Raw genomic sequence first — 24,700 nt, 5'->3', positions numbered from 1 at the left:
GGACACGATATTGACGCATTCTGCGCCCTCCGAGCCATAAAGTCACACACATGTAACCATCAGTGTTAAGGTGCGCAAATTCATGTTTGGCGCGGCTTTGCGGGCGGCTCGTTCGCCCGTTGCGGGCTTGTTGCCTGGCCTTCCCGCATTCTCCCGCCACTGTCTTGTCGACATGGTAGGGTTGCCGTCTTTCGGCCCTGGCCCGCCCTCTTTCCGCTGCACTTCATCCGCGTGACTAGTTTGCTTACCCGTTGGCGCGCCTCCCTGCGCAATGTCCTGTGGCTCGATGCCCTGCAAGCCGCCGCCATCAGTGCGGCTCCCGTCATCCTCGCCGTGCTGGTCCACGAGCCGCGCCTGGGCTGGACCGCCATCGCGGCGTTCTGGGCCTGCTTCGGCGACCCCGGCGGCCCCTTGCGCAAGCGCGCCGGGTCGATGCTGGCGTTGGGACTGATCGGCGCGCTGTTCTGCCTGCTGGCCAGCGCCAGCGCGTCGCATCTGTGGTTGCTGCTGCCGCTGACCTTTGTCTGCTGCACCTTCGGCGGGCTATTGCGGGTGCTGGGCCCCGCTGCCGCCATTGTGGGCACGCTGCTGTCGGCCGGCTTTGTCGTGGCCGCCGAGCTGCCGGCGCCGACGCTTCAGGAAAGCCTCTGGTACACCCTATTCTTCCTGGCTGGCGCGGTATGGGCGATCCTGATGACGGCGCTTGTCTGGCGCCGCCGGCCCTGGAAGGACGCGACCCATGCGGTCGCCCACTGCTACCGGGGCCTCGCCGACTTTTCCGATGCGCTGGCCCGCATGTACTCCGGCCTGGCGCCCGCGGCAGAGCCACAAGCCTGGAGCGCCGTCGTCCGGCCGCAGCGCAGCGCCCAGCGCGCCGCCCTGGAAGCCGCCCGCGTCCGGATCCGCGAGGTGCTCGACGCCCGCCCGTCGCGCCGGGCCCGCGCCCATCAACTGCTGTACCTGCTGGACAGCGCCGAGGACAGCTTCATCGCACTGGTCGCCGCCGCCGACCTGCTGGAATCCAACGCCCCGCGCTGGCTGGGCCGCAGCGCCGGGGCGCACCTGTCGCACGCGCTGCATCGCTACGCCAGCGTCTGCAACGCCATCGCCAGCACCTCTGACGTCAGCGACGCCAAGCAGGCCGAGTGCCTGCGCGAGCGCCTGGCCCACTACAACGCCGGACTGCGCGACCTGCGCGGCGGCGCCATGGCTTACGCGCCGGACCTTGCCACCGTGGTGCCGGTGCTGGACCGCCTGCTGCACACCGCGCAGGCGGTCACGCAATCCCTGTTCGACCTCGCCGCCACCCCGGCCGCACCCGCGCACCGCGCAAGCGATGCGAGCGGCGCCCGGCAGGCCTGGCGCACGCTGCGCCAGAACCTGCGGTTCGAATCCGACGCCTTCCGTCACGCGCTGCGGGTTGGCGTGGGCGCCACCATTGCGGTGGCGCTATCCAAGACGTTCGCCGTCAACCACGGCTACTGGATGTCGCTAACGCTGGTTTTCATTCTGCAGCCCTACTTTGCGACGACCTGGCAGCGCACGGTCGAGCGCGTGGTCGGCAGTGTGGCCGGCGCCATCGGCGCCTCGTTGCTGGGACTTTTGCTCACCACACCGCTATCCGTGGCGCTGGCGGTCCTGCCCATCGCGCTGGGCACGTTCGCCGCGCGCACCGTCCATTACGCGCTTTTCACCTTCTTTTTGACGTCGCAGTTCGTGCTGGTCAGCCACATCCAGCAGCCCGAGATCTACGAGCCCACGCTCGCCGCGCTGCGCGCGTTCAACAGCGTCCTGGGCGGCATTCTGGCGCTGCTCGTGGGATTTCTGGTCTGGCCGGAAAAAGAGCCGCGGCAGCTTGCCGGCGCCTTGACGCGCGCGCTGCAGCGGCATGCGGACTACGCGCTGGCCCTGGCACAGGACAAGAGCGGCGCCGCCGCCTCCCGCGACATCGTGGGACTGCGCCGGCTTGCCTGCCTGTCGGCCGACAACGCCGAGGCGTCCCTGCAGCGGCTCCAGCAGAATCCGGTGCATCGCGACCGGAACGTGGACACCGCCGTGAACCTGCTCAACGCCATGCGCCGCATCACGGCCGCGGGCACCGTGCTGGAAATCCAGCCAGCCCTGCCGCCCGAGTCCCCTGCGGCGGCAGCCCTGCGGGACTATGGCGCCGTGCTGGCGCATGTGCTGCATCCGGAAGGCCCGGCCCCCGTGCGCGAGGCACGCGGCCTGGGCGTGCCCGCGGTCATCGCCGCCGCCGAGCCGGCGCTCGCCGCGCCGCTGGACCGCATCGCGCAGCAGGCACGGCAGATCCGCCAATTGCGCGACCGCGTGCAACGCGACCCGGCGCCGCAATAGCGGCTTGCATTGAGCCGGCGGGGTGAAACTCCAACCGGCTTGACGCGCATCAATGGGGAGCCCAGGTTAAACGGCAACCATACGGACATGGCTTGTTTAACCAAGGAGGCCCTCCATGTACCGCCGCATTTCCGTCCACCTGGACCACGGGTTTGACTGCAAGCGCCGCACCGCGCTCGCGCTGGAATTGGCCAAGCGCCACAAGGCCGAACTGGTGGGGGTCTACGCCAGCTCCGCGCCGCCGCAGTATTACTACGGCGAATCCGTCATGATGTCGCGCTCGCTCAACATCATCAAAAACCTGCAGGCGCAGAACCGGGGCGAGGTACAAAACGCCTTTCTGGAAGCCGCCGCCACTGCAGACGTACCGGCCGTCGTCCGCGCCGGCGAATCCTCGCCCAGCGCCACCGTCGCTCTGCACGGCCGTGCCAGCGACCTCATCATCGTCAGCCAGCAGAACCGCGACGACGTCGAGGCCGCGCACGAAAACGAATTCGTCGAGCAAACCCTGCTGACCGCGGGCCGTCCCGTCATGGTCGTGCCGTCCAGCGGCGAATTCCCGGTCATCGGCGATCGCGTCCTACTCTGCTGGGACGGCAGCCGCGAAGCCGCCCGCGCGCTGGCCGACGCCACCCCGCTGCTACAGGGCGCCTCGCACGTGGTCGTGCTGACCATGGACGAAGGCGCGGCCACCCGCAACATCGAATCCATCCCCTTCGAAGACCTGGCCACCTATTGCGTGGCGCACGGCATTCCCGCGCCGGACCACGTGCGCCGCGACATCAAGGGCGTCGGCGTCGGCAGCACCATCCTGAATGCCGCCGCGGATTACAGCGCGGACCTGATCGTCATGGGTGCGTACGGGCACAGCAAGTTCCGGGAATGGGCCATGGGCGGCGCCACAGCGTCCATTCTGAAGAGCATGACCGTGCCGATCATGTTCTCGCACTGACGGGGTGGCCGAACCGTAGCCGCAAAGACGCCGACGCCGCGTCCCCCAAAGGACGCGACGTCGGCGCATTCAACATCGGCACATCCGCCGACGTTACGTTCACGTCGGTAAACGGCCGCGCGGCTTCACGCCGCCACGAGGCTCGCGTCCCGCACCGGCGTCAGGACGGGTTTGCCGCCAAAGTGCGCCGTGGCGTTTTCCAGAAACAGAGCAACGGTCGCCGCTACCGCTTCGGGCGAGCGTCCCGCGCTATGCGGCGTCAGGACCACGTTGTCCAGCCGCTTCAACGCATCGGGAATGGTCGGTTCACCGTCCACCACATCCAATCCCGCGCCGGCGATGCGCTTCCCGGCCAGCGCGGCAATCAACGCGTCCGTGTCGACCACGCTGCCGCGCGCGATATTGATGAGATACCCGTCCGGACCCAGCGCCTCCAGCACGCCGGCGTCCACCAGATGATGCGTGCCCGCGCCGCCGGGCGTGGCCACCACCAGAAAATCGGACTCAGCCGCCAGCGCGCGCGGATTGTCGAAGTACGTATAGCCGCATTCCGGGCGGGCGCGGCGGTTGTAGTACCCCACGCTCATCCCAAACCCATTGGCGCCCCGGCGGGCGATTTCCAGGCCGATCGTGCCCAGCCCAAGAATGCCCAGACGCTTGCCGCTGACTTGCGGACCCATGAAGCCGCTCCAGTGCCCCTGCCGGACCCAGGCGTCGGCCTGCGGCAACCGGCGCGCGGCGCCCAGCAGCAGCGCCATCGCGTGGTCGGCCACGGACACGGCATTGGCGCCCGGACCATTCGTGACCTGGATGCCGCGCGTGTGCGCTGCGGCAAGGTCGATATTTTCATAGCCGACGCCCAGCGAGCACACGATGCTCAAGTGCGGTAGCGCGGCCATCTCGTCGGCGCGCAAGCCAGTGGCGCCGCGGGTCAGAACGGCGCGGATATCGGCGCCATGGTCCTGGATGGCCTGGGCGCGAGTCTGGTCGGTGGTGGCGAGGATCGGGCGAAAGCCCTTGGATTCAATGACGGGAAGATAGTCCCGAACGCTGTCGATCAGGATCAGTAAGGGGATGCTCATGTCGGGGCTGCGGGTATAGGTTGCTGCTGAAACCCGCAAATCTTACGCCCGACGCGGCGTACGCGCCAGGACGGGCGCCCCTTGGCGTCCATCCTGACGGGGCCAGCCGAACGCTAGCAGGCATCCGGCGGCCTTCAGCGTGTCATGGCGCTATATGCGTCCCATCAGCAGCAACACAATGAGCACCACTACGACGATGCCCAAGAGGCCGCTGGGGTAGTAGCCCCAGCCACGGCTATGCGGCCAAGCGGGCACGGCGCCGATAAGCAGCAGGATCAGGATGATCAGCAGGATGGTCGACATAATGACTCCTTGGTTTTTGTTGATTCGAGTTGTTCAGGGGCGTAGCGTCAGGCGTCTTTCGGCGGCACGATTTCCTTGACGGGCGGGGATAGCGGGGGAAGATCCACGTCCGGCTCATCGGTATCCGGATCCACGGGCAGATCGCCCGGCGGCGAGCCGGGCGGAATCGGGTCCGGCTTCGGCGGCACATGTAATTGCAGGACGGTTTGCATTGCACTCTCCTGTGAAGATTCTCTCGCTGGCGGCGCTTCAGGCCCGGCGTGGGTACCGGCGGCACGATCACCAACCCGGTCTTCAGCAAGCGCCGTGCCCAAACCCGCCGGCCGCCCTGCGAGGCCCGGCCGGGAACGCGGCGTGCTGGATGCGGGCGCTACCGCGCGCACCCGGAGATTGAATGAGCACCCGCACGCAAAAGGACCCGGATCCGCTGCCCGTCGAAGAGGCGGCGCTGACCTATGTGGATGACACGCAACCCGGGTACACCCGCGTGCGGGTCAACGCCCATACGTTTCATTACCTGGATCAGAACGGCGCTCGCGTCACCGACGAATCCGAAATCCAGCGCATCAACGCCCTGGCCATTCCGCCGGCCTACGAGAACGTATGGATATGCCCGCTGAAAGATGGGCATCTGCAGGCCACGGGGCGCGACGCGCGGGGCCGCAAGCAGTATCGGTACCACCCGGACTGGACGGCGGTGCGCGATGCCACCAAATACAAGAACCTGCTGTCCTTCGGTCACGCCCTGCCCGGCATCCGGCGCCAGGTCGAACGCGACATGAAAATCCCCGGCCTCACGCAGGACAAGGTGATCTCCGTACTGGTGCGCCTGCTGGAGATCACGCTGATCCGCATCGGCGGACGCGAATACGCACGAGCCAACAAATCGTATGGCCTCACGACGCTGACACGCCGGCACACGACCGTGGCCGGCAGCCGCTTCCGGTTCCGTTTTCAGGGCAAGAGCGGCGTGGCGCACGACGTGACGGTCACCGACCGGCGGGTCGCGCGCATCATCAAGCAGTGCCTGGACATTCCCGGCCAACAACTATTTCAGTATCTGGATAGCGACGGGGCCAAGCATCCGGTCGATTCGGGCGCGGTCAACGCCTATCTGCGCAACGCGGGCGGCGGCGAATACACGGCGAAACACTACCGCACCTGGGCTGGCTCCGTGATGGCCTATGCCGCGCTGCAGGTGCGCCAGGCCGACGACGAGCGGCGCGCCAAGCAGGAGGCCGTGGACGTGATCAAAGAAGTCTCGAAACGGCTGGCCAACACGCCGGCCGTCTGCCGCGCGTGCTATGTGCACCCCGCAATCATGGAGGCTTACCTGACCGGCACGTTACCGGCCCGCAAAGCCGCCCCGGCGGGTCCTCGCGGGCTCAGCGCCGACGAGCGGCGCCTGCTCGCGTTCCTTCACGACCAGCAGGCGGCCGATGACTGATCAGAAAATCGACGACCGCGCGTTCTTGGCGCGGGGTTGCGGCGCGGAGCCGTCGGCCCAGTTCGACTCGGTCTTGTTGTCGACCACTTCGCGTTTGTCGCGCGCCGCCTCATCGGGCGTGTCGGCGTCGGGTTTATCCGGTAGATTCGGCACGTCGACGGGACCACTCGGCGGCAGTATCTTAGCGTTGTCCTGCGCGGATTTGTCGGCGCGCGCCGACGGGGTGGATTTGGGTGCGGACGAAGGTTTCATGGTGATCTCCTGCCTTTGCGAACCTTCATCCTACGGTTCCTCGCCCGCGGGAAAAACTGTCAAGACCTTCAAATTGCAAGCGGATGTGCCGCCGGGCGCCCTGCACTTGTGTGGCGGCGCGGCCTCGGCCGCTCACAAGGAGATGCAATGCGAGACCCAAACTTCGAACAATGTGTGCAAGCCTGCTATGAATGCGCAGTGGCGTGCGACCAGTGCGCCGCCAGTTGCCTGCGGCAGAACCCGGCGCAGCTCAGGTCCTGCATCGCCCTGTGCACCGACTGCGCGGCGGTTTGCCGGCTATGCGCGGCCATGCTGGCCCGCGAAGGCGAATTCGCGCAGGCGCTGTGCACCCTGTGCGCGCTGGTCTGCGACGCTTGCGCCAGGCAGTGCTCCACGCACGAATCCGAAAAATGCCAGATCTGCGCGGGCGCCTGCATCGCCTGCACGCTGGCATGCCGAGACATGGTCGAGGCGTAAGCCTCGCCCCGCCACGCGGCCGCCCGGGCCGGCCGCGACGGCGCATTTTCCGCCCGACAGTCAGGAGCTTTCGATGGCCACGACGAATACCCCTATGCCTTCCGACTTTCCCGAGAACGGCCCCGACGATCGTGGCGCCTACCGGCGCTCGCGGCATCCGGAAAGCTGGATCGACGAGCTGGAAGCCACGCTCAGCGACAGCTCGGCAACGGACCTTGAGGCCTTGAAGGCGCGCTTGAGCGACCAGCTTCAAGCCACGCGTCAAAGCCTGCGCGATGCGTCCGACAACGCGCATGACCTCATGCGCGAAACTCTGGATTGCACCGAGGAATACATCCACGCGCGCCCCTGGCAGGCGGTCGGGCTTGCGGCGGGCGCGGCGTTTCTGCTCGGCATCATTGTCGGGCGCCAGTAGACGGTTCGACGCGGCCGCCGGGCACGGCGTTTGCTTGACTCCCGGGCGCAAGGCGCATCCCGCGCCGCCCAATGGGAGAAAACATGAGCACACCCAAAAGCGCCCAGACCGGCGACCGCCCGCATCCCACGCCGCCCATGCCGGGCCAGCATCTGGACGAACAGCCAGGCGTTGAAGCCGACATGCTGCTCAAACCGCAGTACCAGGCGCCCGGCTACAAAGGCAGCGGCAAACTGCAGGACAAGGTTGCCATCATCACCGGTGGCGACTCCGGCATCGGCCGCGCCGTCGCGGTTCTGTTTGCCCGCGAGGGCGCCGACGTCGCGGTGCTGTACCTGGACGAACACGAAGATGCCAAGGAGACCAGCCGCGCGGTGCAAGCCGAGGGCCGCCAATGCCTGCTGATTCCGGGCGATGTGCAGGACGCGGCCTTTTGCAACGAAGCGGTGGCGCAGGTCGCCAAGCACTTCGGCAAACTCGACATCCTGGTCAACAACGCCGCCTACCAGCTGCACACCGAAACGCTGCCGGAAATCAGCGACGAGAAATGGGACAAGACGCTGCGCACCAACATCACCGGCTATTTCTACATGGCGCGCGCGGCGCTTGAACACCTGAAGGCGGGCGACGCCATCATCAACACGGGCTCGGTCACAGGCCTGAACGGCAGCGCCAAGCTGCTTGACTATTCGTCCACCAAGGGGGCGATCCATGCCTTCACCCGATCGCTGGCCGCCAATCTTGCCGAGCAAGGCATCCGCGTGAACGCGGTGGCGCCTGGACCCGTGTGGACGCCGCTGAATCCGGCCGACCGAAGCGCCGAAGAGATCAAGTCGTTTGGCGAAAAAACGGACTTCAAACGCCCAGCGCAGCCCGAGGAAATCTCGCCGGCTTATGTCTTTCTGGCTTCGCCTGAATGCTCGAGCTACATCACCGGCATCGTGCTGCCCATCACCGGCAGCGCGGGCGACTGAGCGCGGGCGCGCCGCGCACTGCCCCTCCGCGCCCCGCTACGCACGTCACTTTTCCGGCACCACCGACGCCGGCGCGGATCGGGATGCCGGGGACACCGGCGGCGCCTCGCCCTTGGGAGCGGGATGGATCCGGTCTCCATTGACAGCGGGTTCGCGCTGAAGCGCCCGGCTCATTGCATAGTGGTCGCTCAGCATCGGCAAGGTGCGTACCGCAAAGTCTCGCACCTGCGCATCCTCCGACTCCTTCGCGGCCGTCTCGAACAGGCGGTTGGCGGTGGCGTGGGCATCCACGGCCGCCTTCTGGATGTAGAGCTGGTCAAACGCCGCGCCGGTCTTGCCACGCAGTTCGTGCAGCGTGGCGCGCTCAGGCTCGGCCGGTTGATCCGGCAACGCCACATTCTTCGCGGCGGCCAGCGCCTTCAGTTCCTTGTTCACGGCAGTGTGCTGTTCCAGCATCTTGGACGCGAAGGCGCGCACCTGCGCGTCCTGCGCGCGCTTGCCGGCCAGCTCGGCCGCCTGCACCTCGAACATGCCGGCGCCCGACGCCGCCTGCAGGAATCGCGCGTCTGACGCGTCAAGTTCGGCGGCTTGGCTCAGCGGGCCGGCACCCGCCAGGACGAGCGCCGCAGCGACGGCCGCCATCGAGGAAATTGAAAATGGCTTCATTGTTATGTCTCCGTGCTGAGGGCCTATTGGCATTCAATTGGCGGTCGTGGGCGCTTCAACGCGGCGCGGCGGATCCAGCGGATCAAAGTCCTGCCACTTGCCGTCTTGCCAACGGCCATTCGCCCGCTCGATATCCGTGCCGCCCGCCTCGCGCAGAAGCTGGCGCGCCTGCTGTTCGCGGCCGATGTCCACATGCAGCGCCAGCATCACACCAGCCTGGCGTACCGGCGGGTGGGATTTCTCGGGCTCGCCGGGCGCCGTGCGCACGCGCTTCTTGCGGCCGATCACCCACATGGCGCCCGCCAGCGCCCCGATATAGGCGCCCACGCCGGCCGCCGCAATGGTGATGAAGATCGACGCGGCAAATTGCGCGGCGATCACCCCCGCCACCAAGGCAAACACCAGACCCAATAGCGACGCGCCGGCGACCGCACCGAAATGCCCGCCTTTGGCGTCCGGGTCCGCGACGCGGTCGCCGCCAAGCGGAAAGCGCCCGTGCTCGCCGGCGATGCTGACGTAGAAGGTGTGGATGTCGTCCTCGGTATAGCCCTCGGCAAACAGCTTCTGGGCGGCCAGCGTGGCTTCGTCGAAGGTCTGGAACCGTGCAGCGACAATCAAGGACATGACAATCTCCCGGTAGAAAATTCACCCATCAGGAGCAACTTCCATACCTGCCCTGCTCCTACCCCGTCCGACTCGCCCCGTTGATCCGCGCCTTCGGCATGGCGCTTGCTGCCAATCCGCGACCACATGCGGCGTCCTCGCGCCGTTCCGTATCCGCACCCCGTCCTATCCGGAGATTGCCATGCCCCGTATTCCCGACACTGATCTGAACCCCGACGACAGCGGCCGACCCGATCTGGGTCCCAGTGACTCCTCGGATTCCGCCAGCGACCTGCCGTTCGACCGCCGGCACACCGACAGCGATTCCCAGGCCACCGGCGAACGCGAAAGCGTGGAACCGGACTTTGAGGACGACGACGGCGCGGACGTCGCGACCGATCGCATCACGGACGCGGACGAGGCCGGCATCTCGCGCGATGCGCCCGACCCGGTCCGCAACGGCGGCTAGCCCCTACGTATCGGCGTCGCGGATCCCTGAACGACCCGCGCCGCCCCAATGAGGAAAGACGATGGAAATATCCCGTAGCGAGGAGCTGTTTGCCGGTCCTGGTCCCGATGAGCCGGAGCCCTTGTCAGACGTGTTGCCACAGCCGGTATCCCTGGCAGTGTCGGACGATGGCCGCGACAGCCCCACGTGCAGCCTGTCCGCGCTGGACTGGACGGCGCTGATCGCCGTGGTGGCGGGCGGTTTGAACAGCGGCTTGATCGCCGCCGTCAATCTGGATGTGATCGCAAAAATCCTGCCGCATGCTGCGGCGGCGCGCGTCGTCTACGGCCTGATCGGCATCGCCGCGTTGTACTGCGTCGTGCTGCTGTTTCGCTTGGCCGATGACCTGAACGAAGCGCCCCGCTGAACGCATTCAACGAAGGCGCCCGCAGGGTGCACCGCCGGTACCGTTTATGCGGCGCGAAACCGCGCCGCCGGGACTGCCGGCGCTGGGACAACGGCGTCACTTCCCTCCGGGACGCTTGCCCGGATACTGGCCGCCCTCTTCATACTCGGCCCCTTTGGTGTTCGGCGCCTTGTCCGATTCGCGCTTGTACGGCTCTTCCTTATCGGTCGGCTTGTCAGCCCCGAATTGCCCGCTCTGGTTCGACGCTTCCGTGTCGTCCTTCGGGGTGTTGGCCTTGGACTTTCCGGGCTGTTGTTCGTGTGGGGTCGTCATGAATGCTCTCCTTGAAACGCGCCCAGCCGAGAATGGCGGCCGGGCCGCCGTACCCCGCGCAAGCGCCGTGCCTGAAGGCGCTGGGCACGGCGCTTGCTCTGACCCCTGTCGGGTCCGCCAACTATCGGACCACTTTCCAAAGGAGTCAGTCATGAAGCTGTCCAAAACGATTTGCCCCGCTTTTGCCCTCTGCTTTTCGGTCCTCGCGTTCCAAGCCTCCGCGCAGACTGGCACCGCTGGCGTTCGCACGAACGATCAGATCGACAACCAATACAAGATGGACAGGAAGCAATGCGACGGCATGAAGGGCAACCAGAAGGACGTCTGCCAGCAACAGGCCGAAGCCACGCGCGACAAGGCCAAGGCAGACACCAAGGCCGCGAAGGAAAAGGCCGAGGCCTCGCATGACGCGGCAAAGACGCGCAACGATGCCGACTATAAAGTCGGCAAGGAAAAGTGCGATGCCATGTCCGGTAATGCCAAGGACGCCTGCATGGCCGACCTGAAGACCCGCTACAACAAATAAGCGGTCTTAAGCGGATTCCCGGGACGGCCCGCCCGTCCGGGGATTCTCGCCCGGCAGCGCATAGCCCGCTGCCGCGTATTCCTCCAGACGGTTGTAGAGCGTCTTGGGACTGATGCCGAGCACGGCAGCCGCCTGCTTCTTGACGCCGTTGCACCGTTCAAGCGTCGCGAGGATAAGACGCCGGTCGGCCTCGGCCAGCGTCTCGCCGACGGGCACGCTGACCTGGCCGCCAGCCGACTCGCCACCGGGCGAGACATGTGGCACCAGCATGTCCAGATCCAGCACGTCGCCATCCGCCATGATGAACGCGCGACGAACAAAATTCTTCAACTCGCGCACGTTGCCCGGCCATTCGTATTGCTCGAGCGCCGCGGCCGCCTCAGGCGAAAACGCCTTGGACTTGCCGGACTCTTCGTTGAGCGTCTGCAGGAAGCGCTGCGCCAGAAACTGGATGTCGCTGCCGCGATCGCGCAGCGCCGGCAGCTCGATGGGGAATACGCTCAAGCGGTAATACAAGTCCTCGCGCAGCTTGCCTTCCTGCACGGCCTGTTCCGGATTTCGGTTCGTGGCGGCCACCACGCGAATGTCGCAGGCGATTTCGCGATTGGTGCCCACGCGCATGAACTGCCCGGTCTCCAGCACGCGCAGCAGCTTGACCTGCAAGTCGAGCGGCATCTCCGTGACTTCGTCCAGGAACAGCGTGCCGCCGTCCGCGCGTTCGAAGTAACCCTTGTGTTGGCGATCGGCGCCGGTAAAGCTGCCGCGCTCGTGGCCGAACATTTCGCTTTCGATCAGGTTGGGCGAAATTGCGCCGCAGTTGACCGCGATGAACGGCCGCTGACGGCGCGGACTGAGTTCGTGGATGGCATGGGCGGCCAGTTCCTTGCCGGTGCCGCTTTCGCCAATCAGCAAGGTGGTGACCGTGGTGGGCGCCACGCGCCCGATCTGGCGGTATAGCGTCTGCATCCGTTCAGACTTGCCAAACAGCTTGCCAAAACGGCCCGGTTCCTCGAATGGGGTGCCGGGCATCTCGCCGCCCGAATTGATCATGATGCGCTTGAGGATTTCCTCCAGGCGCTCCATGCAGATCGGCTTGACCAGATAGTCGGTCGCACCCAGGCGCAAGGCCTGGACGGCGTTGTCGACAGTACCGTGGCCGGTCATCACCACCACTTCGGCGCTGCTCGCGGCAACGTTCTTGAAGATGTCCATGCCGCTGCCACCCGGCAGCCGGACGTCCGTCAGCACCAGGTCCGGCGCTTGCCGTTCGAGCTGGATCAGGGCGTCCTTGACGCTGGCCGCCAGGGCCACCGAAAACCCGCTATCGCGGCCGATTTCGGCCAGTGTTTCCCGTATCGCATCGTCGTCATCGACGATCAGCAGGTGAGGCATGCTATCTCCGTATCCCTTCTATAACTGTGAGAATAGTCACTATGGGGTCGGCCGGCGCAAATATTCGCCCGTTTCGACCAACGTTTTCCAATACTTGCAACTCGTCGCAATCAGACGGCAGCCGGCCCTCTACGATGGAGCTGCAGGCCCGCTTCCGGGACTAGGGATCAAGTATGGCTAGTCGAAATACCGCTACGCGCGCTACCGCGCCTTCCCCCACTTCCGTTTTCGCAGACACCAGCGGCATGTCGCCGCAAATGCGCAAGCTGGGGAGTCAGATCTCCCTTGCCGCAGCCACCGATGCAAGCGTGTTCATTATCGGTGAAAGTGGCGCGGGTAAGGAAATTGTCGCGCGCGCCATCCACGATGCGAGCGATCGCCGCGACCAGCCCTTCGTGGCGGTCAATTGCGGCGCGATCAGCGGATCGTTGGCGCATGCGGAACTATTCGGCCACGAGAAAGGCAGCTTCACCGGTGCCGTATCCCAGAATGCCGGCTATTTCGAGTTTGCCAGCGGCGGCACCTTGTTCCTGGACGAAGTCACGGAAATGCCGCCGGACATGCAGGTGCATTTCCTGCGCGTGCTGGAAGTGGGTACGTATCAGCGCGTGGGCGGCACGGACGTGTTGCGCGCCAATGTGCGTGTCATCTGTGCCAGCAACCGGGATCCGGCCGCCTCGGTCGCGGACGGCCGGCTGCGCCAGGATTTCCTGCACCGCCTGCTCGTAATTCCACTGCGCGTACCGCCCTTGCGCGAGCGCGGCGACGATGCCCTGCTGCTGGCGAAGCAATTCCTGGACACGCTCAATGCCCAGCACGGCACGCAAAAGACGTTTTCCCCGCACATGCTGGAAGCGATCAAGGCGCACGACTGGCCGGGCAACGTCCGCGAGCTGCGCAACGTGATCCAGCGCGCCTACATCATGGCCGACACCGAGCTGGACGCCGAACTGCTGTCGCGCAACCGAGGCCCCAACCAGGCCCAGATGCGCGAAGGATCGTTGAACTTCCCCGTGGGCATGCCGCTCGGGCGCGCCCAGCGCGAATTCATCCTGGCCACGCTGGCGCATCATGCGGGCGACAAACGGCTGGCTGCCGAGACGCTCGGCGTCAGTCTGAAGACGCTATACAACCGCCTGGATGTCTATGAAAAGGACGAACCCGGCGCGGCCGCCTGAGCAGTTCTTACCACCCCCTTTGTAATACTCTCCCAGCATGCCGCGTTCCCGACGCGGCTTCGCCCCGCGCACAAGGCTGGCACGATCTTTGCGTATAGAAGAGGAATGAGCCGCCTTCCGGCGGCTGCCCCTTCAGGAGACTCGATTGGGCCACCCGATGCAAGAACTTCGCCTGCGCCAGCAAATGACGCTGGCGCCGCGTCTGCAACAATCCGTCAAGCTGCTTCAGATGTCGGCGTTGGAGTTCACGACGGCCGTGCAGCACGCGCTGGCCACCAACCCCTTTCTTGAAGATCCGGACGAGTCGGAGCCCGAGGCGGCTTCGACCGCGCCTGGCGTGCGCGGCGAGATGACTGAGACCGATGGACAGTCCGCCCCGGAGCCTGTCGCGGCTTCGGAAAGCCCCGACGTGGATGAGCCCCCGCCCGATGCCCCCGCCTACTCCGGCGACTACCCCACGCACGCCCCGTCCGGCGGGGACAGCGACCTCGGCCAATGGGCCTGCGCCAATGTGTCGATGCGCGATCGCCTGTCCTTCGAACTGGGCAACTACCACCTGCAGCCGCGCGACCGCCTGCTGGCCGAATTCATCGTCGACGCGCTGGACGACGACGGCTACCTGCGCTCGCCGCTGGACACGCTCTGCACTGCGGCCGATGAAGATATCAACCCGATTCCCGACGAAAGCGAATGGATGGCGGCCCTGCGCCTGGTGCAGCAGCTGGATGTGCCCGGCATCGCGGCGCGCGACCTGCGCGAATGCCTGACGCTGCAACTGGCGGCGCTGCCCGACGAAGACGAAAGCATCCGGGCGCTGGCTCAGCGCATCGTGCAGGATCATCTGGAGCGGCTGGGCAAGAACGATTACGCCGGCCTGCGCCGCGCGCTGGGGTGTTCGGACGACGACCTGCGCGACGCCTGCACGCTCATCCGGCACCTGGATCCCAAGCCCGGCGGCCGCTACAGCGGCGATGCGCCGGTCTACGTCGTGCCGGATGTGTTTGTCGACAAATGGCAGGGACGCTGGCGCGTGCTGCCCAACCGCAGCGCCATGCCGCGCGCGCGCTTGCACAGCGCCTACGCCGACCTTTTCCGCCGCGCGCGGCTGGACGACCGCAGCCCCATGGCGCAGGAACTGCAAGAGGCGCGCTGGCTGGTGCGCAATGTCGAGCAGCGCTATACGACCATCCAGCGGGTGGCCGAGGCGATCGTGAAGCGCCAGCAGATGTTCTTTGAATACGGCGAAGTGGCGCTGCGCCCGCTCATGCTGCGCGAGGTGGCCGACGACCTGAACATGCACGAATCCACCGTGTCGCGCGCCACCGTCAGCAAATACATGACCACCCCGCGCGGCGTCTTTGAGTTCCGCCACTTCTTCTCGCGCGAGCTCGCCACGGAATCGGGGGGCTCGTGTTCCGCCGCGGCAGTCCGCGCGTTGATCAAGGAAATGGTTGAAGCCGAAGACCCGTCCATGCCGCTTTCCGACGTGGCGCTGACGCAGCAACTGGCGTCCAACGGCATTCTGCTTGCCCGCCGCACGGTGTCCAAGTACCGCGGCCAGCTGCGCGTGCCGCCGGCCGAACTGCGCCGCCAGCATTGAAGCGCGGCGGTATTGGCGTCCGGTGACGGTGTCAGACACCCCGGGCACAGCGTCGTCAGCGCGTAACAGCGTCGCAGGGGGTGTCAGACACCTCGGACCTAAGGTGTCTGACACCCGTTAGACGCAACCGCCAAGTTGCCAAGCCGCCCCAAGGGTGTCTGACACCGACCCCACAGCCCCTACGTCCCATAAAAAAAGGCTTCCTCGCGGAAGCCTTTTTGCGTGGGCTGCTTACTTGCTGCCGCCCGTGTTCGGATATCCCGGAGGAGGCGAGGCGCCGCCGGCCGGGGTATTCGGCACATTGTCATTGGCTTCGCGCTTGCGATTGGGCATTTCCGAATGGCTCTTGTCGGACTTCATGTGACCGCTCTTGTCCAGGTTCGGAGGCGTGGTGCCCGTATTGGGCGCCGCGTTCGGGGCAGGAGGAATCTGGCCCGGAGGCACCTTGGTGTTCGGCGGCACGGCAGCCCCGTCATTCGGCGTCGTGGACGGCGAGGTCGGGGGGGTGCTGCGGCCCGTGGATTGGGCATAGGCGCCGCCGGCAGTCGCGAGGCCGGCAATCAAAGCAAACGCGCAAGTCATGGCACGGTGTTTCATAGCGGAGCTCCTTGGTTGAAATGCCCAGACCTAGTCGCAAGCCCCGTGCCTGACCCCTGCTGCCTCTCCTCCCCCCGAAGTAGTCCGCCATGCGGGGCATTTTTTACCTGCCGTTGAAACACTTGACCCCTACTTGGCGCGCTGCGGGCCTGCGCTCTGCTCCAGCATGCGCTGCACTCGCTCACCCAGCGCGTCCAACGAGAACGGCTTGACGATGAGTTCCATCCCGTCTTCGAGAAATCCGCCCGCGCTGGCCGCGCTTTCCGCATAGCCCGTCATGAGCAGGACACGCAGGCCGGGGTGCGCCACGCGCGCCGCGTCCGCCAGTTGGCGGCCGTTCAGGTTGGGCAGTCCCACGTCAGTCACCAGCAGGCTCAGGTTGCGGGTGGACGTCACCAGCTCCAGACCCGCCTCGCCGTCGCCGGCCGTCAACACGTGCAGACCCATGTCGACCAGCGACTCGCGTACCATTTCGCGCACGTTCGTGTCGTCTTCCACGACGATGACGAAGGCCTGGCCGGCAGACGCCGCCTGCGTGCCCGTCGCACGCGGCGTATCGGCCGCCATTTCCGGCACGCCCTGATGCCGCGGCAAGTACAGCCGGACCGACGTCCCGACGCCCTCCGCGCTTTCCAGCACGGCGCTGCCGCCCGCCTGCTTGGCGAAGCCATAGGTCATGGACAGGCCCAGCCCCGTGCCCTCGCCCAGGGGCTTGGTGGTGAAAAATGGATCGAACGCGTGCGCCAGCACATCGGGCGACATCCCGCACCCCACGTCCGACACAGTGACCTCGACAAAGGCGCCCGGTGTGACGCCCGGGCTCTGGCGCAGCGACGTCGCATCGAGATGCGTATTTGCCGCCGCAACAGTCAAAATGCCGCCGTTGGGCATCGAGTCGCAGGCGTTGATCACCAGGTTGAGCATCGCGTTCTCGAACTGGTTCTTGTCGCAGTTGACGGGCCACAGGCCCGGCTCCAGATCGAAGACCAGTTTCACGCCCTCGCCGGTATAGCGATGGAACAGATCCGTCATGGAATGCAGCGTGCCCTCGACGCTGAACGGCTTGGGATCGATCGGCTGGCGCCGCGAAAAAGTGAGAAGCCGCTGCGTCAGATGCGCCGCGCGGTTCGCCGAGTCCATGGCCACCGTGATGAAGCGCTGCGCCTGTTCAGGCACGCCGCCCGACAACTTGCGCTGAATGAGGTACAGCGCGCCCGTGATGCCCTGAAGCATGTTGTTGAAATCGTGCGCGATGCCGCCGGTCAGGCGTCCCACCGCTTCCATTTTTTGCGCCTGGCGCAACGCGTTCTCGGTGTCGGCCAGCGCCTCGGCCTGCGCCTTCAAGTCCGAATCGTCCCGCCCCGCCACGTACAGGCTGTCCTGCGACCACGACATGCTCCACGTGATCCAGCTGTAGCCGCCCTCGCGGCGCAGGACCCGGTTTTCCAGGTGGCGGGCGGGCTGCCCGCCCTCCGCCTGCCCCTGATGCGACCAGGCGGCGCGCGTGGCGTCCAGGTCATCCGGGTGGATCAGTTCGGCCAGTCCCATCGACAGGAACTGATCGGGACTCCATCCCAGAATGGATTGCACGGCGGGATTCACGCTGGCGAACCGGCGCCGGCCGTCGATCACGGCCAGCAGCTCGGGAGACATCCGCCAGATGCGGTCGCGCTCGGCGATGGCGTGTTCGACACGCTGCTCCAGCATGCGCGCATACTGCGAGCGCTCGACGGCGTCGCACATCCGTTCGGCGACTTCCTCGATAAACGCCAGATCCGCGGGCTTGAGCCGGCTGCTCGACAAGGGGCGGACCAACAGCGCACCGCCTTGCCGCGCCCAGCGGCGCATCGGCACGACGATGGCCGACGGGCGGATGTCGCCGCCCTCTTGCGCCACCAGCGGCTGCAAATAGGTCGTGCGCCCCTTGCGCACCGCTTCAACGAAATCTTCTCCCAGCTCTTGCGTGGCCAGGGCGTCCTGGCTCGCCAGGTCGGTCTCGGACCGCCAGCTCGTCGACACCACCGGCGCCGCGCCATCACCGGCCCAATCCAGGACCGCAACCAGTCCCAGCGACAGATGCTGGCCCAGTCCCGCGCAGGCGGTCTCCTCGATTGCAGGCTGCAGATGCAGTTCACGCATGCGGTCGCCAAGCGCCAGCAGGAAATTCTTGCGATGCTGGCCTTCCCACAGCTCGGTCTCGGCGGCCTTGCGCGCGGTGACGTCAAGAAACAGTGCCATCACGCGATCGGGGCCTTCCTTGCGGGCCCGCGCCTCATACCAGGCATCCTTGGGCGCCGGCACCGCGAACTCGAACTGGGTAGGCTCGCCCGTTTCCACGACTTGCGCGAACGTATCCAGGATCTGACTGGGCACCCCGGGAATCATCTCCCGCAGCGTGTGGCCCAGCGTATCGCCTTCGCGCATGCCGCTCTGGCGTTCAAAAGCGGGGTTGACCTCTAGAAAGCGGAAGTCCGCGATACGGCCATCCTCGCCGCGCAGGGCTTCGGCCAGGAAAAAGGCTTCCTGCATGCCGTCGAACATCGCGCGCCAGCGTTCGCCGCTGCGGCGCAGCGCGACGTCCAGCAGATGCCGTTCGATTGCCAGCGCCGCGCTGCGCGTGACCATTGCGATCGCGTCGATATCCTGCGCGGACGGCAGCCGGCTTTCGTCGTAGTAATTGGAGAACACGCCCAGCAGCCGCCCGTCAGGCGCCTTGATTGGCGTGGACCAACATGCGCGCAGGCCATTGGCCAAGGCAAGGTCGCGCCACCGCGCCCACCGCGGATCGTTGGCGATGTCGTCCGTGTAGACGGGCGTGCGCGAGTGCGCCGCGGCGCCCCACGAGGCAGCCATCGGCCCAATGGCCACCCGATCCACGGCGGCATTGAACGCGTCCGGCAGGCTGGGCGCGGCGCCATGCCGCAATTCGGTCCCTGCGTCGTCCACCAGCGCGATGGACGCGCGCAGCGTCACGCTCGACTGCGCCTCGATGGCGTGCAGCACGTGCTCCAGCACCTGCCGGATCGGTACGCCGGCAGCAATGCGCTCCAGCATGATGCGTTCGTCTTCAAGACGAGCTAGCGTGTCGGTCCATGGCAGGGACACGCGGTCTTGCTTGGTCAGCATGGTTCCCCCTATCGCAATACAGAATGTATCGCGATAGAAGCACACGTGGCGCAACCCTCCGTAACGCGACGCTACCCTTCCTGGGGAAAAAGGGCGCGATCAGGCGGGACCGGCGACGCCGGCCGTGGAATGCCGCCGTCCCGTGCGCCACGCAAGGCCCGCGCTGATCACCAGTGCAGCGGCCAGCAGTCCACCCGCCATCGCGGCCACGCCGTGCCAACCGCCGGCCGTCCAGAATTGGCCGCCGAGCGCCCCGAGCACGCTTGATCCCACGTAATAGACCAGCAGGTAGAACGAGGCGGCCAGCGCCTTGTAGCCACGCGCCATCTGTCCGACCCAGCCGCTAGCCACGGCGTGCGCCGCGAAAAAGCCGAAGGTGAAGACGACGATCCCGGCGATCAGCACGGGTAGCGAATTGGAGAGCGTCAGCAGCAAGCCCGCCAGCGCCAGGCCCGCGCCCGCGGCCAGCATCGCGCCGCGCCCGTGCCGGTCGGCCAGACGGCCGAACCAGGTCGAGGCGAAGATGCCCACCAGGTAAACGACAAAGATGAACCCGATGAAGGTCTGGCTGAGCGAAAACGGCGGCAGCAGCAGGCGAAAGCCCACGTAGTTGTAGACCGCGACGAACGCCCCCATCAGCAGCCCGCCCATGGCGAACAGCGCGCACAGCGGCCCATTCTTCAGGTGCGCGCTGGCGCCTTCGCGCACATCCGCCCAGACGCCCGCCCATCCCTGGCCGCGGCGCGGCGTAAAGCGGCGCGAGGCCGGCAGGAGCCACACGAACAGCATGGCCGCGACGATGCCCAGCAGTCCCAGCGTGCCCATCGCCGCGCGCCATCCGAAATGGTCGGACACCAGGCCGGTTATGACCCGCCCCGACAGCCCGCCAAACGCGCTGCCGCTGATGTACAGCCCCATCGCGAAGCCCAGCGTGCCGGGCTCGACCTCTTCAGCCAGGTAGGCCATGGCCACTGCTGGCACCCCGCCCATCGCCACGCCTTGCAGGGCACGCAGCGCCAAGAGGCTTTGCCAGTCCGGCGCGACGGCCGCGATGGTGCCGAGGACGGCAGACGCGAACAGCGACCACGCCATGACGCGTTTGCGCGGCAAGGCGGCGGAAAACAGGCCCACGAAGAAGATGGCGATGGCCAGCAACCCTGTGCACAGCGACAGCACCAGGCTGCTCTGGGCCGGCGATACGTTGAACGCGTGGGTGAACAACGGCATCAGCGGCTGCACGCAATACAGCAGGGAAAAGGTGGAAAAGCCGGCGGCGAAGAGTGCCCACTGGGCGCGGCGCAGCCCCGGCGTGCCGCGCGCCAGATAATCGGGCGCCGGGGCGCCGGGTTTCGTGGCGGGACTTGCAGAAGGGGTAGACATCAGGATTCTCGAAAAACGCCGGGCATGAGCCCGTGAAGACAAAGTAGACTTTTCCCCTGCATATGTCCAATATATGAAACCGGACTAGCTCATATTTAAAAACGATGGAATTGCGCCACCTGCGTTACTTCACCGCCGTCGCCGAAGAACTGCACTTCACGCGCGCGGCCGCCCGCCTTGGCATCGGCCAACCGCCGCTCAGCCAGCAGATCCAGCAACTCGAGCGCGAGATCGGCACGCCGCTGTTCCTGCGCCTGCCACGGGGCATTGCGCTGACCGAGGCCGGCGCCCAGTTCCTGGACGACGCGCGCGCCATCCTGGCCAGCGCGGACCGCGCCGTCGATATGGCACGGCGGCTGGGCCGCGGCGAACGTGGCGCCATCACGGTCGGCTTTACGGCGTCGGCTGTATTCCACCCCTATTTGCCCCGCGCCATCCGCGCCTTCCGCGACCGCTATCCGGACGTGCGCATCACACTGACCGAAAGCAATACCGTCACGCTGCTGCGCGGGCTGCGCGCCGGCGAGGTGGATGTCGCCTTCGTGCGCCCGCCCTACGTCCTGGACGCCGAATTCGAATCCGAACGCGTGCTGGACGAGCCGATGCTGATCGCCCTGCCACCCGACCATCCGCTCAGCCGCAAGCGCGCCATCCCCATCTCGGCGTTGGCCGAGGAGGACTTTGTCCTCTATCCCCGGCCCATCGGCGCGGGCCTGTACGACGCCATCCAGTCCGCCTGCCAGCGTGCAGGGTTCGCGCCGCGCGTCATCCAGGAGGCGCCGCAGATGGCATCCATCGTCAGCCTGGTGGCGGCGGGCGTGGGCATTTCCATCGTGCCTGCCGCCATGCGCCACATGGGCGCGCAAGGCATCGAGTACCGCCCAATCAAGGGCGATGCGCCGCACGCGCTGCTGGACATGGCCTATCGCCGCCATGACCGATCGGTGGCCGCGGAAAACGCCGTCGGCATGCTGCGCCGGCTGGCACATCCCGAACGCGAGTAAGGCCCGCAGCAGCCCGTATCCGCCTGTCGCGTTTGTCATTTTCTGTAAACCGTCCCGGCGGCGCCGGGGCTAGACTCACGCCCTTGCCGGCGATGCGTCCCCGTGGGAGACGCGGTGTCAGCCGCGCTCAACTTTATAAAGGTGCTCCCGTGAGACGTACCCTTCTGGCCCTGGCTTTTTCAACGATTCCTGGCCTGGCTGCCGCCGCCGCGCTGCCCTCCTCCATTGGCGCCGTCACCGTCTACCAGGACCGCGCCGTCGTCACCCGCGCCGCCAACAGCGAGCTTGCCGCGGGCGAACACGAGCTGGTGCTGGAAAACCTGCCGGCGTCGCTGCAGGAAAACTCGTTGCAGGTGTCCGCCAAGAGCACCGGCCAGGCCACGCTGCTCGACGTCAAGGTCAGCGACGTCTATCAGGCCGCGACCGCGAACGAACGCGTAAGGCAGATCGAGGCGCAGATCGACAAGCTGGTCAGCCGCCAGGCCGCGCTGGACGACGAAGCTGCGGTGCTGGACAACCAGCGCGAACTCATCCTGATGATGCAGCGCGGGGCCACGGAGCCGGCCAAGGACGGCGCCCGTCTCACGCTGGACGAACTGAAGGCGATCCAGACGCTCAGCGCCGAGTCGCTGGCCACCACGCTGGCGGGCCTGCGGCGCGTGGCCGAACAGAAGACCGAGCTGGAGCGCGAAATGACGGCGCTGCAGACCCAGCTTGGCCTGGTACGCGGCGAATCGGGCCGCCGCACCAAGACCGTAACGTTGCGGGTCAACATGGCGCGGGCGGGCAAGCTGGATCTGGCGCTGTCATACGCAGTGGCCGGCGCGCGCTGGACGCCTGCCTACGATGCACGGCTGCGCCCGGCCGATCGCAATGTCGATCTGGGCTACTTTGGCGTCATCCGCCAGAACACGGGCGAAGACTGGAAGAACGTGAAGCTGACGCTGTCCACCGCCCGGCCGTCGCTGGGCGGCGGCGCGCCCACGCTGCGCCCATGGATCATCGACGTGGCCGCGCCACCCCCGCCGCCCCGTCCCGTCGCCGCGCCCGCTCCCGCCGCCGTGCAGGCCGAGATGCATGCCAAGCGCGCGCCGCGCGCCAGCGCAATGGAAGACAGCGCCGTGCTGCCCGAGCCGGAGGCCGAAGTCATCGAGGTCTCGACCGCCCAGGTCCAGAACGCCGCGACCAGTGCGTCGTTCCAGATCAAGAATCCCGCCACGCTGCTGTCGGACAACACCACGCAGCGCGTCGCCATTGCCACGGCCAAACTGCCCGCCGCCTTGCAATACCAATCCACGCCGGGTCTTCGCGAGACCGTCTACCTGACGGCGCAAGCCAGCAACAACACCGACTTTCCCTTCCTGGCGGGACCGCTCAATACCTTCCTGGACGATGCCTTCGTGGCGTCGGGCGCCATGAAGGCGGTGATGCCCGGCGAAAAACTGGAACTGGCCCTCGGCGCCGACGATGGCATCTCCATCAAGCGCCAACTGGTGAACCGCTACACCGAAAGCACCGGATTTTCGGGTAGCGGCAAGCGCGTCACCTACGAGTACAAGATCACCGTCAAGAACAACAAGGCCACGAAGGAACAGGTGTCCTTCACGGACCGCCTGCCCATTTCGCGCAACGAGAAAATCGTGGTCAAGCTGCTGTCGCCGTCCGAGCGCGACATCAAGCGGGAAGAAGACGGCAAGCTGGTGTGGGAATGGGAACTGGAGCCGGGCAAGTCGCGCGAGACCGTGCTGAAGTTCTCGGTCGACTATCCGGGTGACATCGCCGTGTTCGGTCTGTGACGTTCAACCCATGACCCTCAGTGCGTGCGGCAGAACTCGATGAACGCATCGGGTTCCAGGGGCACGGAAATGCCGTAGCCCTGCGCCACATCGCAGCCCAGTTCGCTCAGGAGTTGCACATCGCGCTCCTGCTCGACGCCTTCGGCCACCACGCGCCGGCCCAGCACCCGCCCCATTTCAATCGCTGCGGCCACCACGGCGCGCGAGGCGGGCTCGCGGTGCATATGCACGATGAAGTCGCGGTCTATCTTCAATTCGTTGAACGGCATGGCCGAAAAGAGGCGCATCGACGCAATGCCCGCGCCGAAATCGTCCATCGCCAATTCAAAACCCCGCACCCGCAACAGGTTCAATGTCGACGACAGCGCCAGCCAGTCGTTCACCGGCTCGTCCTCAGTAAGCTCGACCTTGATCAGCCGGGCAGGCAGACCCGCCTGCCCCACCTTCTGTTCCAGCAAGCCCGGCAGGTCGCGCGAGCACAGCGTGGACGCCGAGGCGTTGATCGCGATCGGCACGGCGATGTCCAGGTCCTGCATCTGGCGTAGCACGCTCAGCACGCGGTCGGTGACCCGGCTGAACAGCATGCGGTCCATGCCCAGCCGATGCGCCGCCGGCACGAAGTCGGCGGCGGAGATGGCGCCCAGCTTGGGGTCGACCCAGCGCGACAGCGCCTCGGCCGCGACCACGCGCCCGGTCGACAGGCTGATCTGGGGTTGCAGCACCACGCTCATGCCGTTGCCGGAAAGCAGCGCCTGGCTCAGCGCCGCTTCCATGACCTCGCGGCGCACGGATTTGGGTTTGTCCGGCGACGCGGATTCGTCGTCGATGCTGTGCAGCGCATTCTTGATGGCCTGCTGCATCGCCAGGCGCGACACGGGCTTGGACAGCGCCTGCGCCGACGGGCAGCCGGCCTGCAGGGCCAGCCGGACATGCGACTGCAGCAGCTCGTCGCTGAGGCTGCTGATCCAGATGATGGGCGGCATGCTTTTCAGACGCCCCGCATCCACCAGCCGGCGCAGATCGTTGGGCAGGCGCGTGCCGTCGCCTTCGCCCATCACGATGTCGCTGATCAACACATCGTGGTACTGACGCGTGATCGCGCCGACCGCCTCGATGCTGCTTGCCAAGCCCGCCACGCGGCGGTAGCCCAACGCCAGCAGCATGTTCTGCAGGTAGGCGCGTTCGACAGGGTGATCTTCCACGAGAAGAATCCGTCGGGACGCTCCGGCATCGGGTTTTGGCATTGCTGACCGTCCTGGACCTGTACACACGGAAAGAAGCCGCACACGGCCCCCGCCTGCGCCTGCCGCGAGCCGGTTGCGCCGGCCAACTGAGAGCGTGAATCAATGCTAAGGCATCCACGCAAAACATGTCTTTATCGATAACGG

25 protein-coding genes are annotated in these 24,700 nt (G+C 66.4%); 13 read left to right on the top strand and 12 right to left on the bottom strand.

The window, feature by feature from the left end; genetic code table 11:
• Positions 1-231: 231 nt before the first annotated feature.
• Both AC6LJW_RS03725 and AC6LJW_RS03720 read left to right on the top strand, forming a co-directional pair.
• Entirely contained in the window at positions 232-2,355 is a 2,124-nt protein-coding gene (locus AC6LJW_RS03725; RefSeq protein ID WP_427986961.1) for an FUSC family protein, read from the top strand.
• A 115-nt stretch (positions 2,356-2,470) separates the two neighbouring features.
• Positions 2,471-3,307: a universal stress protein gene (locus AC6LJW_RS03720; protein WP_056561194.1), complete on the top strand. Its 837-nt coding sequence runs from the start codon at positions 2,471-2,473 to the stop codon at positions 3,305-3,307.
• A 125-nt stretch (positions 3,308-3,432) separates the two neighbouring features.
• On the opposite strand, the gene AC6LJW_RS03715 is transcribed toward AC6LJW_RS03720, so the two are convergent.
• The 3 genes from AC6LJW_RS03715 to AC6LJW_RS03705 all read right to left on the bottom strand — a co-directional run bounded on the left by AC6LJW_RS03715 (position 3,433) and on the right by AC6LJW_RS03705 (position 4,904).
• Entirely contained in the window at positions 3,433-4,389 is a 957-nt protein-coding gene (locus AC6LJW_RS03715; protein ID WP_498086525.1) for a 2-hydroxyacid dehydrogenase, read from the bottom strand.
• 150 nt (positions 4,390-4,539) lie between these two features.
• Positions 4,540-4,692, bottom strand: a complete 153-nt coding sequence (locus tag AC6LJW_RS03710; protein ID WP_082578807.1) for a DUF3309 family protein — start codon at positions 4,690-4,692, stop codon at positions 4,540-4,542.
• 47 nt (positions 4,693-4,739) lie between these two features.
• Entirely contained in the window at positions 4,740-4,904 is a 165-nt protein-coding gene (locus AC6LJW_RS03705; RefSeq protein ID WP_167427925.1) for a hypothetical protein, read from the bottom strand.
• 182 nt (positions 4,905-5,086) lie between these two features.
• Between AC6LJW_RS03705 and AC6LJW_RS03700 the strand changes: the two genes are divergently transcribed.
• Positions 5,087-6,139, top strand: a complete 1,053-nt coding sequence (locus AC6LJW_RS03700) for a DNA topoisomerase IB (RefSeq protein WP_427986964.1) — start codon at positions 5,087-5,089, stop codon at positions 6,137-6,139.
• On the opposite strand, the gene AC6LJW_RS03695 is transcribed toward AC6LJW_RS03700, so the two are convergent.
• Positions 6,140-6,391 carry a hypothetical protein gene (locus tag AC6LJW_RS03695; RefSeq protein WP_056561187.1) on the bottom strand — a complete coding sequence of 84 codons (252 nt, stop codon included), beginning with the start codon at positions 6,389-6,391 and terminating at the stop codon, positions 6,140-6,142. It abuts the gene before it with no gap.
• A 147-nt stretch (positions 6,392-6,538) separates the two neighbouring features.
• Here AC6LJW_RS03695 and AC6LJW_RS03690 point away from each other — a divergent pair, with 147 nt between their 5' ends.
• The 3 genes from AC6LJW_RS03690 to AC6LJW_RS03680 all read left to right on the top strand — a co-directional run bounded on the left by AC6LJW_RS03690 (position 6,539) and on the right by AC6LJW_RS03680 (position 8,257).
• Positions 6,539-6,868 carry a four-helix bundle copper-binding protein gene (locus AC6LJW_RS03690; RefSeq protein ID WP_056561185.1) on the top strand — a complete coding sequence of 110 codons (330 nt, stop codon included), beginning with the start codon at positions 6,539-6,541 and terminating at the stop codon, positions 6,866-6,868.
• A gap of 73 nt (positions 6,869-6,941) precedes the next feature.
• On the top strand, positions 6,942-7,283 hold the full coding sequence (locus tag AC6LJW_RS03685; protein ID WP_056561182.1) for an ElaB/YgaM/YqjD family protein: 342 nt from the start codon (positions 6,942-6,944) through the stop codon (positions 7,281-7,283).
• An 83-nt stretch (positions 7,284-7,366) separates the two neighbouring features.
• Positions 7,367-8,257 (top strand): SDR family oxidoreductase, encoded by an 891-nt coding sequence (locus AC6LJW_RS03680; protein ID WP_056561180.1) that lies wholly within the window; start codon positions 7,367-7,369, stop codon positions 8,255-8,257.
• A 45-nt stretch (positions 8,258-8,302) separates the two neighbouring features.
• On the opposite strand, the gene AC6LJW_RS03675 is transcribed toward AC6LJW_RS03680, so the two are convergent.
• Entirely contained in the window at positions 8,303-8,923 is a 621-nt protein-coding gene (locus AC6LJW_RS03675) for a DUF4142 domain-containing protein (RefSeq protein ID WP_498086524.1), read from the bottom strand.
• Positions 8,924-8,956: 33 nt separating this feature from the next.
• Positions 8,957-9,547: a hypothetical protein gene (locus tag AC6LJW_RS03670; protein ID WP_427986967.1), complete on the bottom strand. Its 591-nt coding sequence runs from the start codon at positions 9,545-9,547 to the stop codon at positions 8,957-8,959.
• Positions 9,548-9,728: 181 nt separating this feature from the next.
• Here AC6LJW_RS03670 and AC6LJW_RS03665 point away from each other — a divergent pair, with 181 nt between their 5' ends.
• Together AC6LJW_RS03665 and AC6LJW_RS03660 are read left to right on the top strand one after the other, a co-directional pair.
• A complete protein-coding gene (locus AC6LJW_RS03665) occupies positions 9,729-9,995 on the top strand; it encodes a hypothetical protein (protein WP_056561174.1) in 267 nt (88 codons plus the stop codon).
• A 61-nt stretch (positions 9,996-10,056) separates the two neighbouring features.
• Positions 10,057-10,401, top strand: a complete 345-nt coding sequence (locus AC6LJW_RS03660; protein ID WP_082578806.1) for a DUF378 domain-containing protein — start codon at positions 10,057-10,059, stop codon at positions 10,399-10,401.
• A gap of 96 nt (positions 10,402-10,497) precedes the next feature.
• On the opposite strand, the gene AC6LJW_RS03655 is transcribed toward AC6LJW_RS03660, so the two are convergent.
• On the bottom strand, positions 10,498-10,713 hold the full coding sequence (locus tag AC6LJW_RS03655; RefSeq protein WP_498086523.1) for a hypothetical protein: 216 nt from the start codon (positions 10,711-10,713) through the stop codon (positions 10,498-10,500).
• 151 nt (positions 10,714-10,864) lie between these two features.
• Here AC6LJW_RS03655 and AC6LJW_RS03650 point away from each other — a divergent pair, with 151 nt between their 5' ends.
• Entirely contained in the window at positions 10,865-11,239 is a 375-nt protein-coding gene (locus AC6LJW_RS03650) for a hypothetical protein (RefSeq protein WP_056561170.1), read from the top strand.
• 6 nt (positions 11,240-11,245) lie between these two features.
• Here AC6LJW_RS03650 and AC6LJW_RS03645 read toward each other — a convergent pair whose 3' ends face one another.
• Positions 11,246-12,631: a sigma-54-dependent transcriptional regulator gene (locus AC6LJW_RS03645; RefSeq protein WP_498086522.1), complete on the bottom strand. Its 1,386-nt coding sequence runs from the start codon at positions 12,629-12,631 to the stop codon at positions 11,246-11,248.
• A gap of 257 nt (positions 12,632-12,888) precedes the next feature.
• Here AC6LJW_RS03645 and AC6LJW_RS03640 point away from each other — a divergent pair, with 257 nt between their 5' ends.
• Together AC6LJW_RS03640 and AC6LJW_RS03635 are read left to right on the top strand one after the other, a co-directional pair.
• Positions 12,889-13,809, top strand: coding sequence for a sigma-54 interaction domain-containing protein (locus AC6LJW_RS03640; RefSeq protein WP_056566476.1), 921 nt, complete (start codon positions 12,889-12,891; stop codon positions 13,807-13,809).
• 157 nt (positions 13,810-13,966) lie between these two features.
• On the top strand, positions 13,967-15,409 hold the full coding sequence (locus tag AC6LJW_RS03635; RefSeq protein ID WP_498086521.1) for an RNA polymerase factor sigma-54: 1,443 nt from the start codon (positions 13,967-13,969) through the stop codon (positions 15,407-15,409).
• Positions 15,410-15,640: 231 nt separating this feature from the next.
• On the opposite strand, the gene AC6LJW_RS03630 is transcribed toward AC6LJW_RS03635, so the two are convergent.
• The 3 genes from AC6LJW_RS03630 to AC6LJW_RS03620 all read right to left on the bottom strand — a co-directional run bounded on the left by AC6LJW_RS03630 (position 15,641) and on the right by AC6LJW_RS03620 (position 20,512).
• A complete protein-coding gene (locus tag AC6LJW_RS03630; protein ID WP_056561164.1) occupies positions 15,641-16,006 on the bottom strand; it encodes a hypothetical protein in 366 nt (121 codons plus the stop codon).
• Positions 16,007-16,135: 129 nt separating this feature from the next.
• The gene (locus tag AC6LJW_RS03625) at positions 16,136-19,132 is read right to left on the bottom strand and encodes a PAS domain S-box protein (protein ID WP_056561161.1); all 2,997 of its coding nucleotides are present in this window, start codon (positions 19,130-19,132) and stop codon (positions 16,136-16,138) included.
• A gap of 99 nt (positions 19,133-19,231) precedes the next feature.
• Positions 19,232-20,512, bottom strand: a complete 1,281-nt coding sequence (locus AC6LJW_RS03620) for an MFS transporter (protein ID WP_498086520.1) — start codon at positions 20,510-20,512, stop codon at positions 19,232-19,234.
• Between the two features lie 104 nt (positions 20,513-20,616).
• On the opposite strand from AC6LJW_RS03620, the gene AC6LJW_RS03615 reads away from it, so the two are divergent.
• Entirely contained in the window at positions 20,617-21,516 is a 900-nt protein-coding gene (locus AC6LJW_RS03615) for a LysR family transcriptional regulator (protein WP_056561155.1), read from the top strand.
• Positions 21,517-21,665: 149 nt separating this feature from the next.
• Positions 21,666-23,312 carry a mucoidy inhibitor MuiA family protein gene (locus AC6LJW_RS03610; RefSeq protein ID WP_498086519.1) on the top strand — a complete coding sequence of 549 codons (1,647 nt, stop codon included), beginning with the start codon at positions 21,666-21,668 and terminating at the stop codon, positions 23,310-23,312.
• Between the two features lie 17 nt (positions 23,313-23,329).
• On the opposite strand, the gene AC6LJW_RS03605 is transcribed toward AC6LJW_RS03610, so the two are convergent.
• Entirely contained in the window at positions 23,330-24,514 is a 1,185-nt protein-coding gene (locus AC6LJW_RS03605) for an EAL domain-containing response regulator (protein ID WP_498086518.1), read from the bottom strand.
• Positions 24,515-24,700: the final 186 nt, after the last annotated feature.

Source organism: Achromobacter sp. 1012554356, assembly GCF_059760815.1.
This window is presented reverse-complemented; position numbering and strand designations above follow the sequence as displayed.

Bases quoted from the DNA above. Each gene is read 5' to 3' on its own strand.
- AC6LJW_RS03720 (WP_056561194.1), top strand. From the start codon at position 2,471: ATGTACCGCCGCATTTCCGTCCACCTGGACCACGGGTTTGACTGCAAG.
- AC6LJW_RS03715 (WP_498086525.1), bottom strand. From the start codon at position 4,389: ATGAGCATCCCCTTACTGATCCTGATCGACAGCGTTCGGGACTATCTT.
- AC6LJW_RS03710 (WP_082578807.1), bottom strand. From the start codon at position 4,692: ATGTCGACCATCCTGCTGATCATCCTGATCCTGCTGCTTATCGGCGCC.
- AC6LJW_RS03705 (WP_167427925.1), bottom strand. From the start codon at position 4,904: ATGCAAACCGTCCTGCAATTACATGTGCCGCCGAAGCCGGACCCGATT.
- AC6LJW_RS03700 (WP_427986964.1), top strand. From the start codon at position 5,087: ATGAGCACCCGCACGCAAAAGGACCCGGATCCGCTGCCCGTCGAAGAG.
- AC6LJW_RS03695 (WP_056561187.1), bottom strand. From the start codon at position 6,391: ATGAAACCTTCGTCCGCACCCAAATCCACCCCGTCGGCGCGCGCCGAC.
- AC6LJW_RS03690 (WP_056561185.1), top strand. From the start codon at position 6,539: ATGCGAGACCCAAACTTCGAACAATGTGTGCAAGCCTGCTATGAATGC.
- AC6LJW_RS03685 (WP_056561182.1), top strand. From the start codon at position 6,942: ATGGCCACGACGAATACCCCTATGCCTTCCGACTTTCCCGAGAACGGC.
- AC6LJW_RS03680 (WP_056561180.1), top strand. From the start codon at position 7,367: ATGAGCACACCCAAAAGCGCCCAGACCGGCGACCGCCCGCATCCCACG.
- AC6LJW_RS03675 (WP_498086524.1), bottom strand. From the start codon at position 8,923: ATGAAGCCATTTTCAATTTCCTCGATGGCGGCCGTCGCTGCGGCGCTC.
- AC6LJW_RS03670 (WP_427986967.1), bottom strand. From the start codon at position 9,547: ATGTCCTTGATTGTCGCTGCACGGTTCCAGACCTTCGACGAAGCCACG.
- AC6LJW_RS03665 (WP_056561174.1), top strand. From the start codon at position 9,729: ATGCCCCGTATTCCCGACACTGATCTGAACCCCGACGACAGCGGCCGA.
- AC6LJW_RS03660 (WP_082578806.1), top strand. From the start codon at position 10,057: ATGGAAATATCCCGTAGCGAGGAGCTGTTTGCCGGTCCTGGTCCCGAT.
- AC6LJW_RS03655 (WP_498086523.1), bottom strand. From the start codon at position 10,713: ATGACGACCCCACACGAACAACAGCCCGGAAAGTCCAAGGCCAACACC.
- AC6LJW_RS03650 (WP_056561170.1), top strand. From the start codon at position 10,865: ATGAAGCTGTCCAAAACGATTTGCCCCGCTTTTGCCCTCTGCTTTTCG.
- AC6LJW_RS03645 (WP_498086522.1), bottom strand. From the start codon at position 12,631: ATGCCTCACCTGCTGATCGTCGATGACGACGATGCGATACGGGAAACA.
- AC6LJW_RS03640 (WP_056566476.1), top strand. From the start codon at position 12,889: ATGCGCAAGCTGGGGAGTCAGATCTCCCTTGCCGCAGCCACCGATGCA.
- AC6LJW_RS03635 (WP_498086521.1), top strand. From the start codon at position 13,967: ATGCAAGAACTTCGCCTGCGCCAGCAAATGACGCTGGCGCCGCGTCTG.
- AC6LJW_RS03630 (WP_056561164.1), bottom strand. From the start codon at position 16,006: ATGAAACACCGTGCCATGACTTGCGCGTTTGCTTTGATTGCCGGCCTC.
- AC6LJW_RS03625 (WP_056561161.1), bottom strand. From the start codon at position 19,132: ATGCTGACCAAGCAAGACCGCGTGTCCCTGCCATGGACCGACACGCTA.
- AC6LJW_RS03620 (WP_498086520.1), bottom strand. From the start codon at position 20,512: ATGTCTACCCCTTCTGCAAGTCCCGCCACGAAACCCGGCGCCCCGGCG.
- AC6LJW_RS03615 (WP_056561155.1), top strand. From the start codon at position 20,617: ATGGAATTGCGCCACCTGCGTTACTTCACCGCCGTCGCCGAAGAACTG.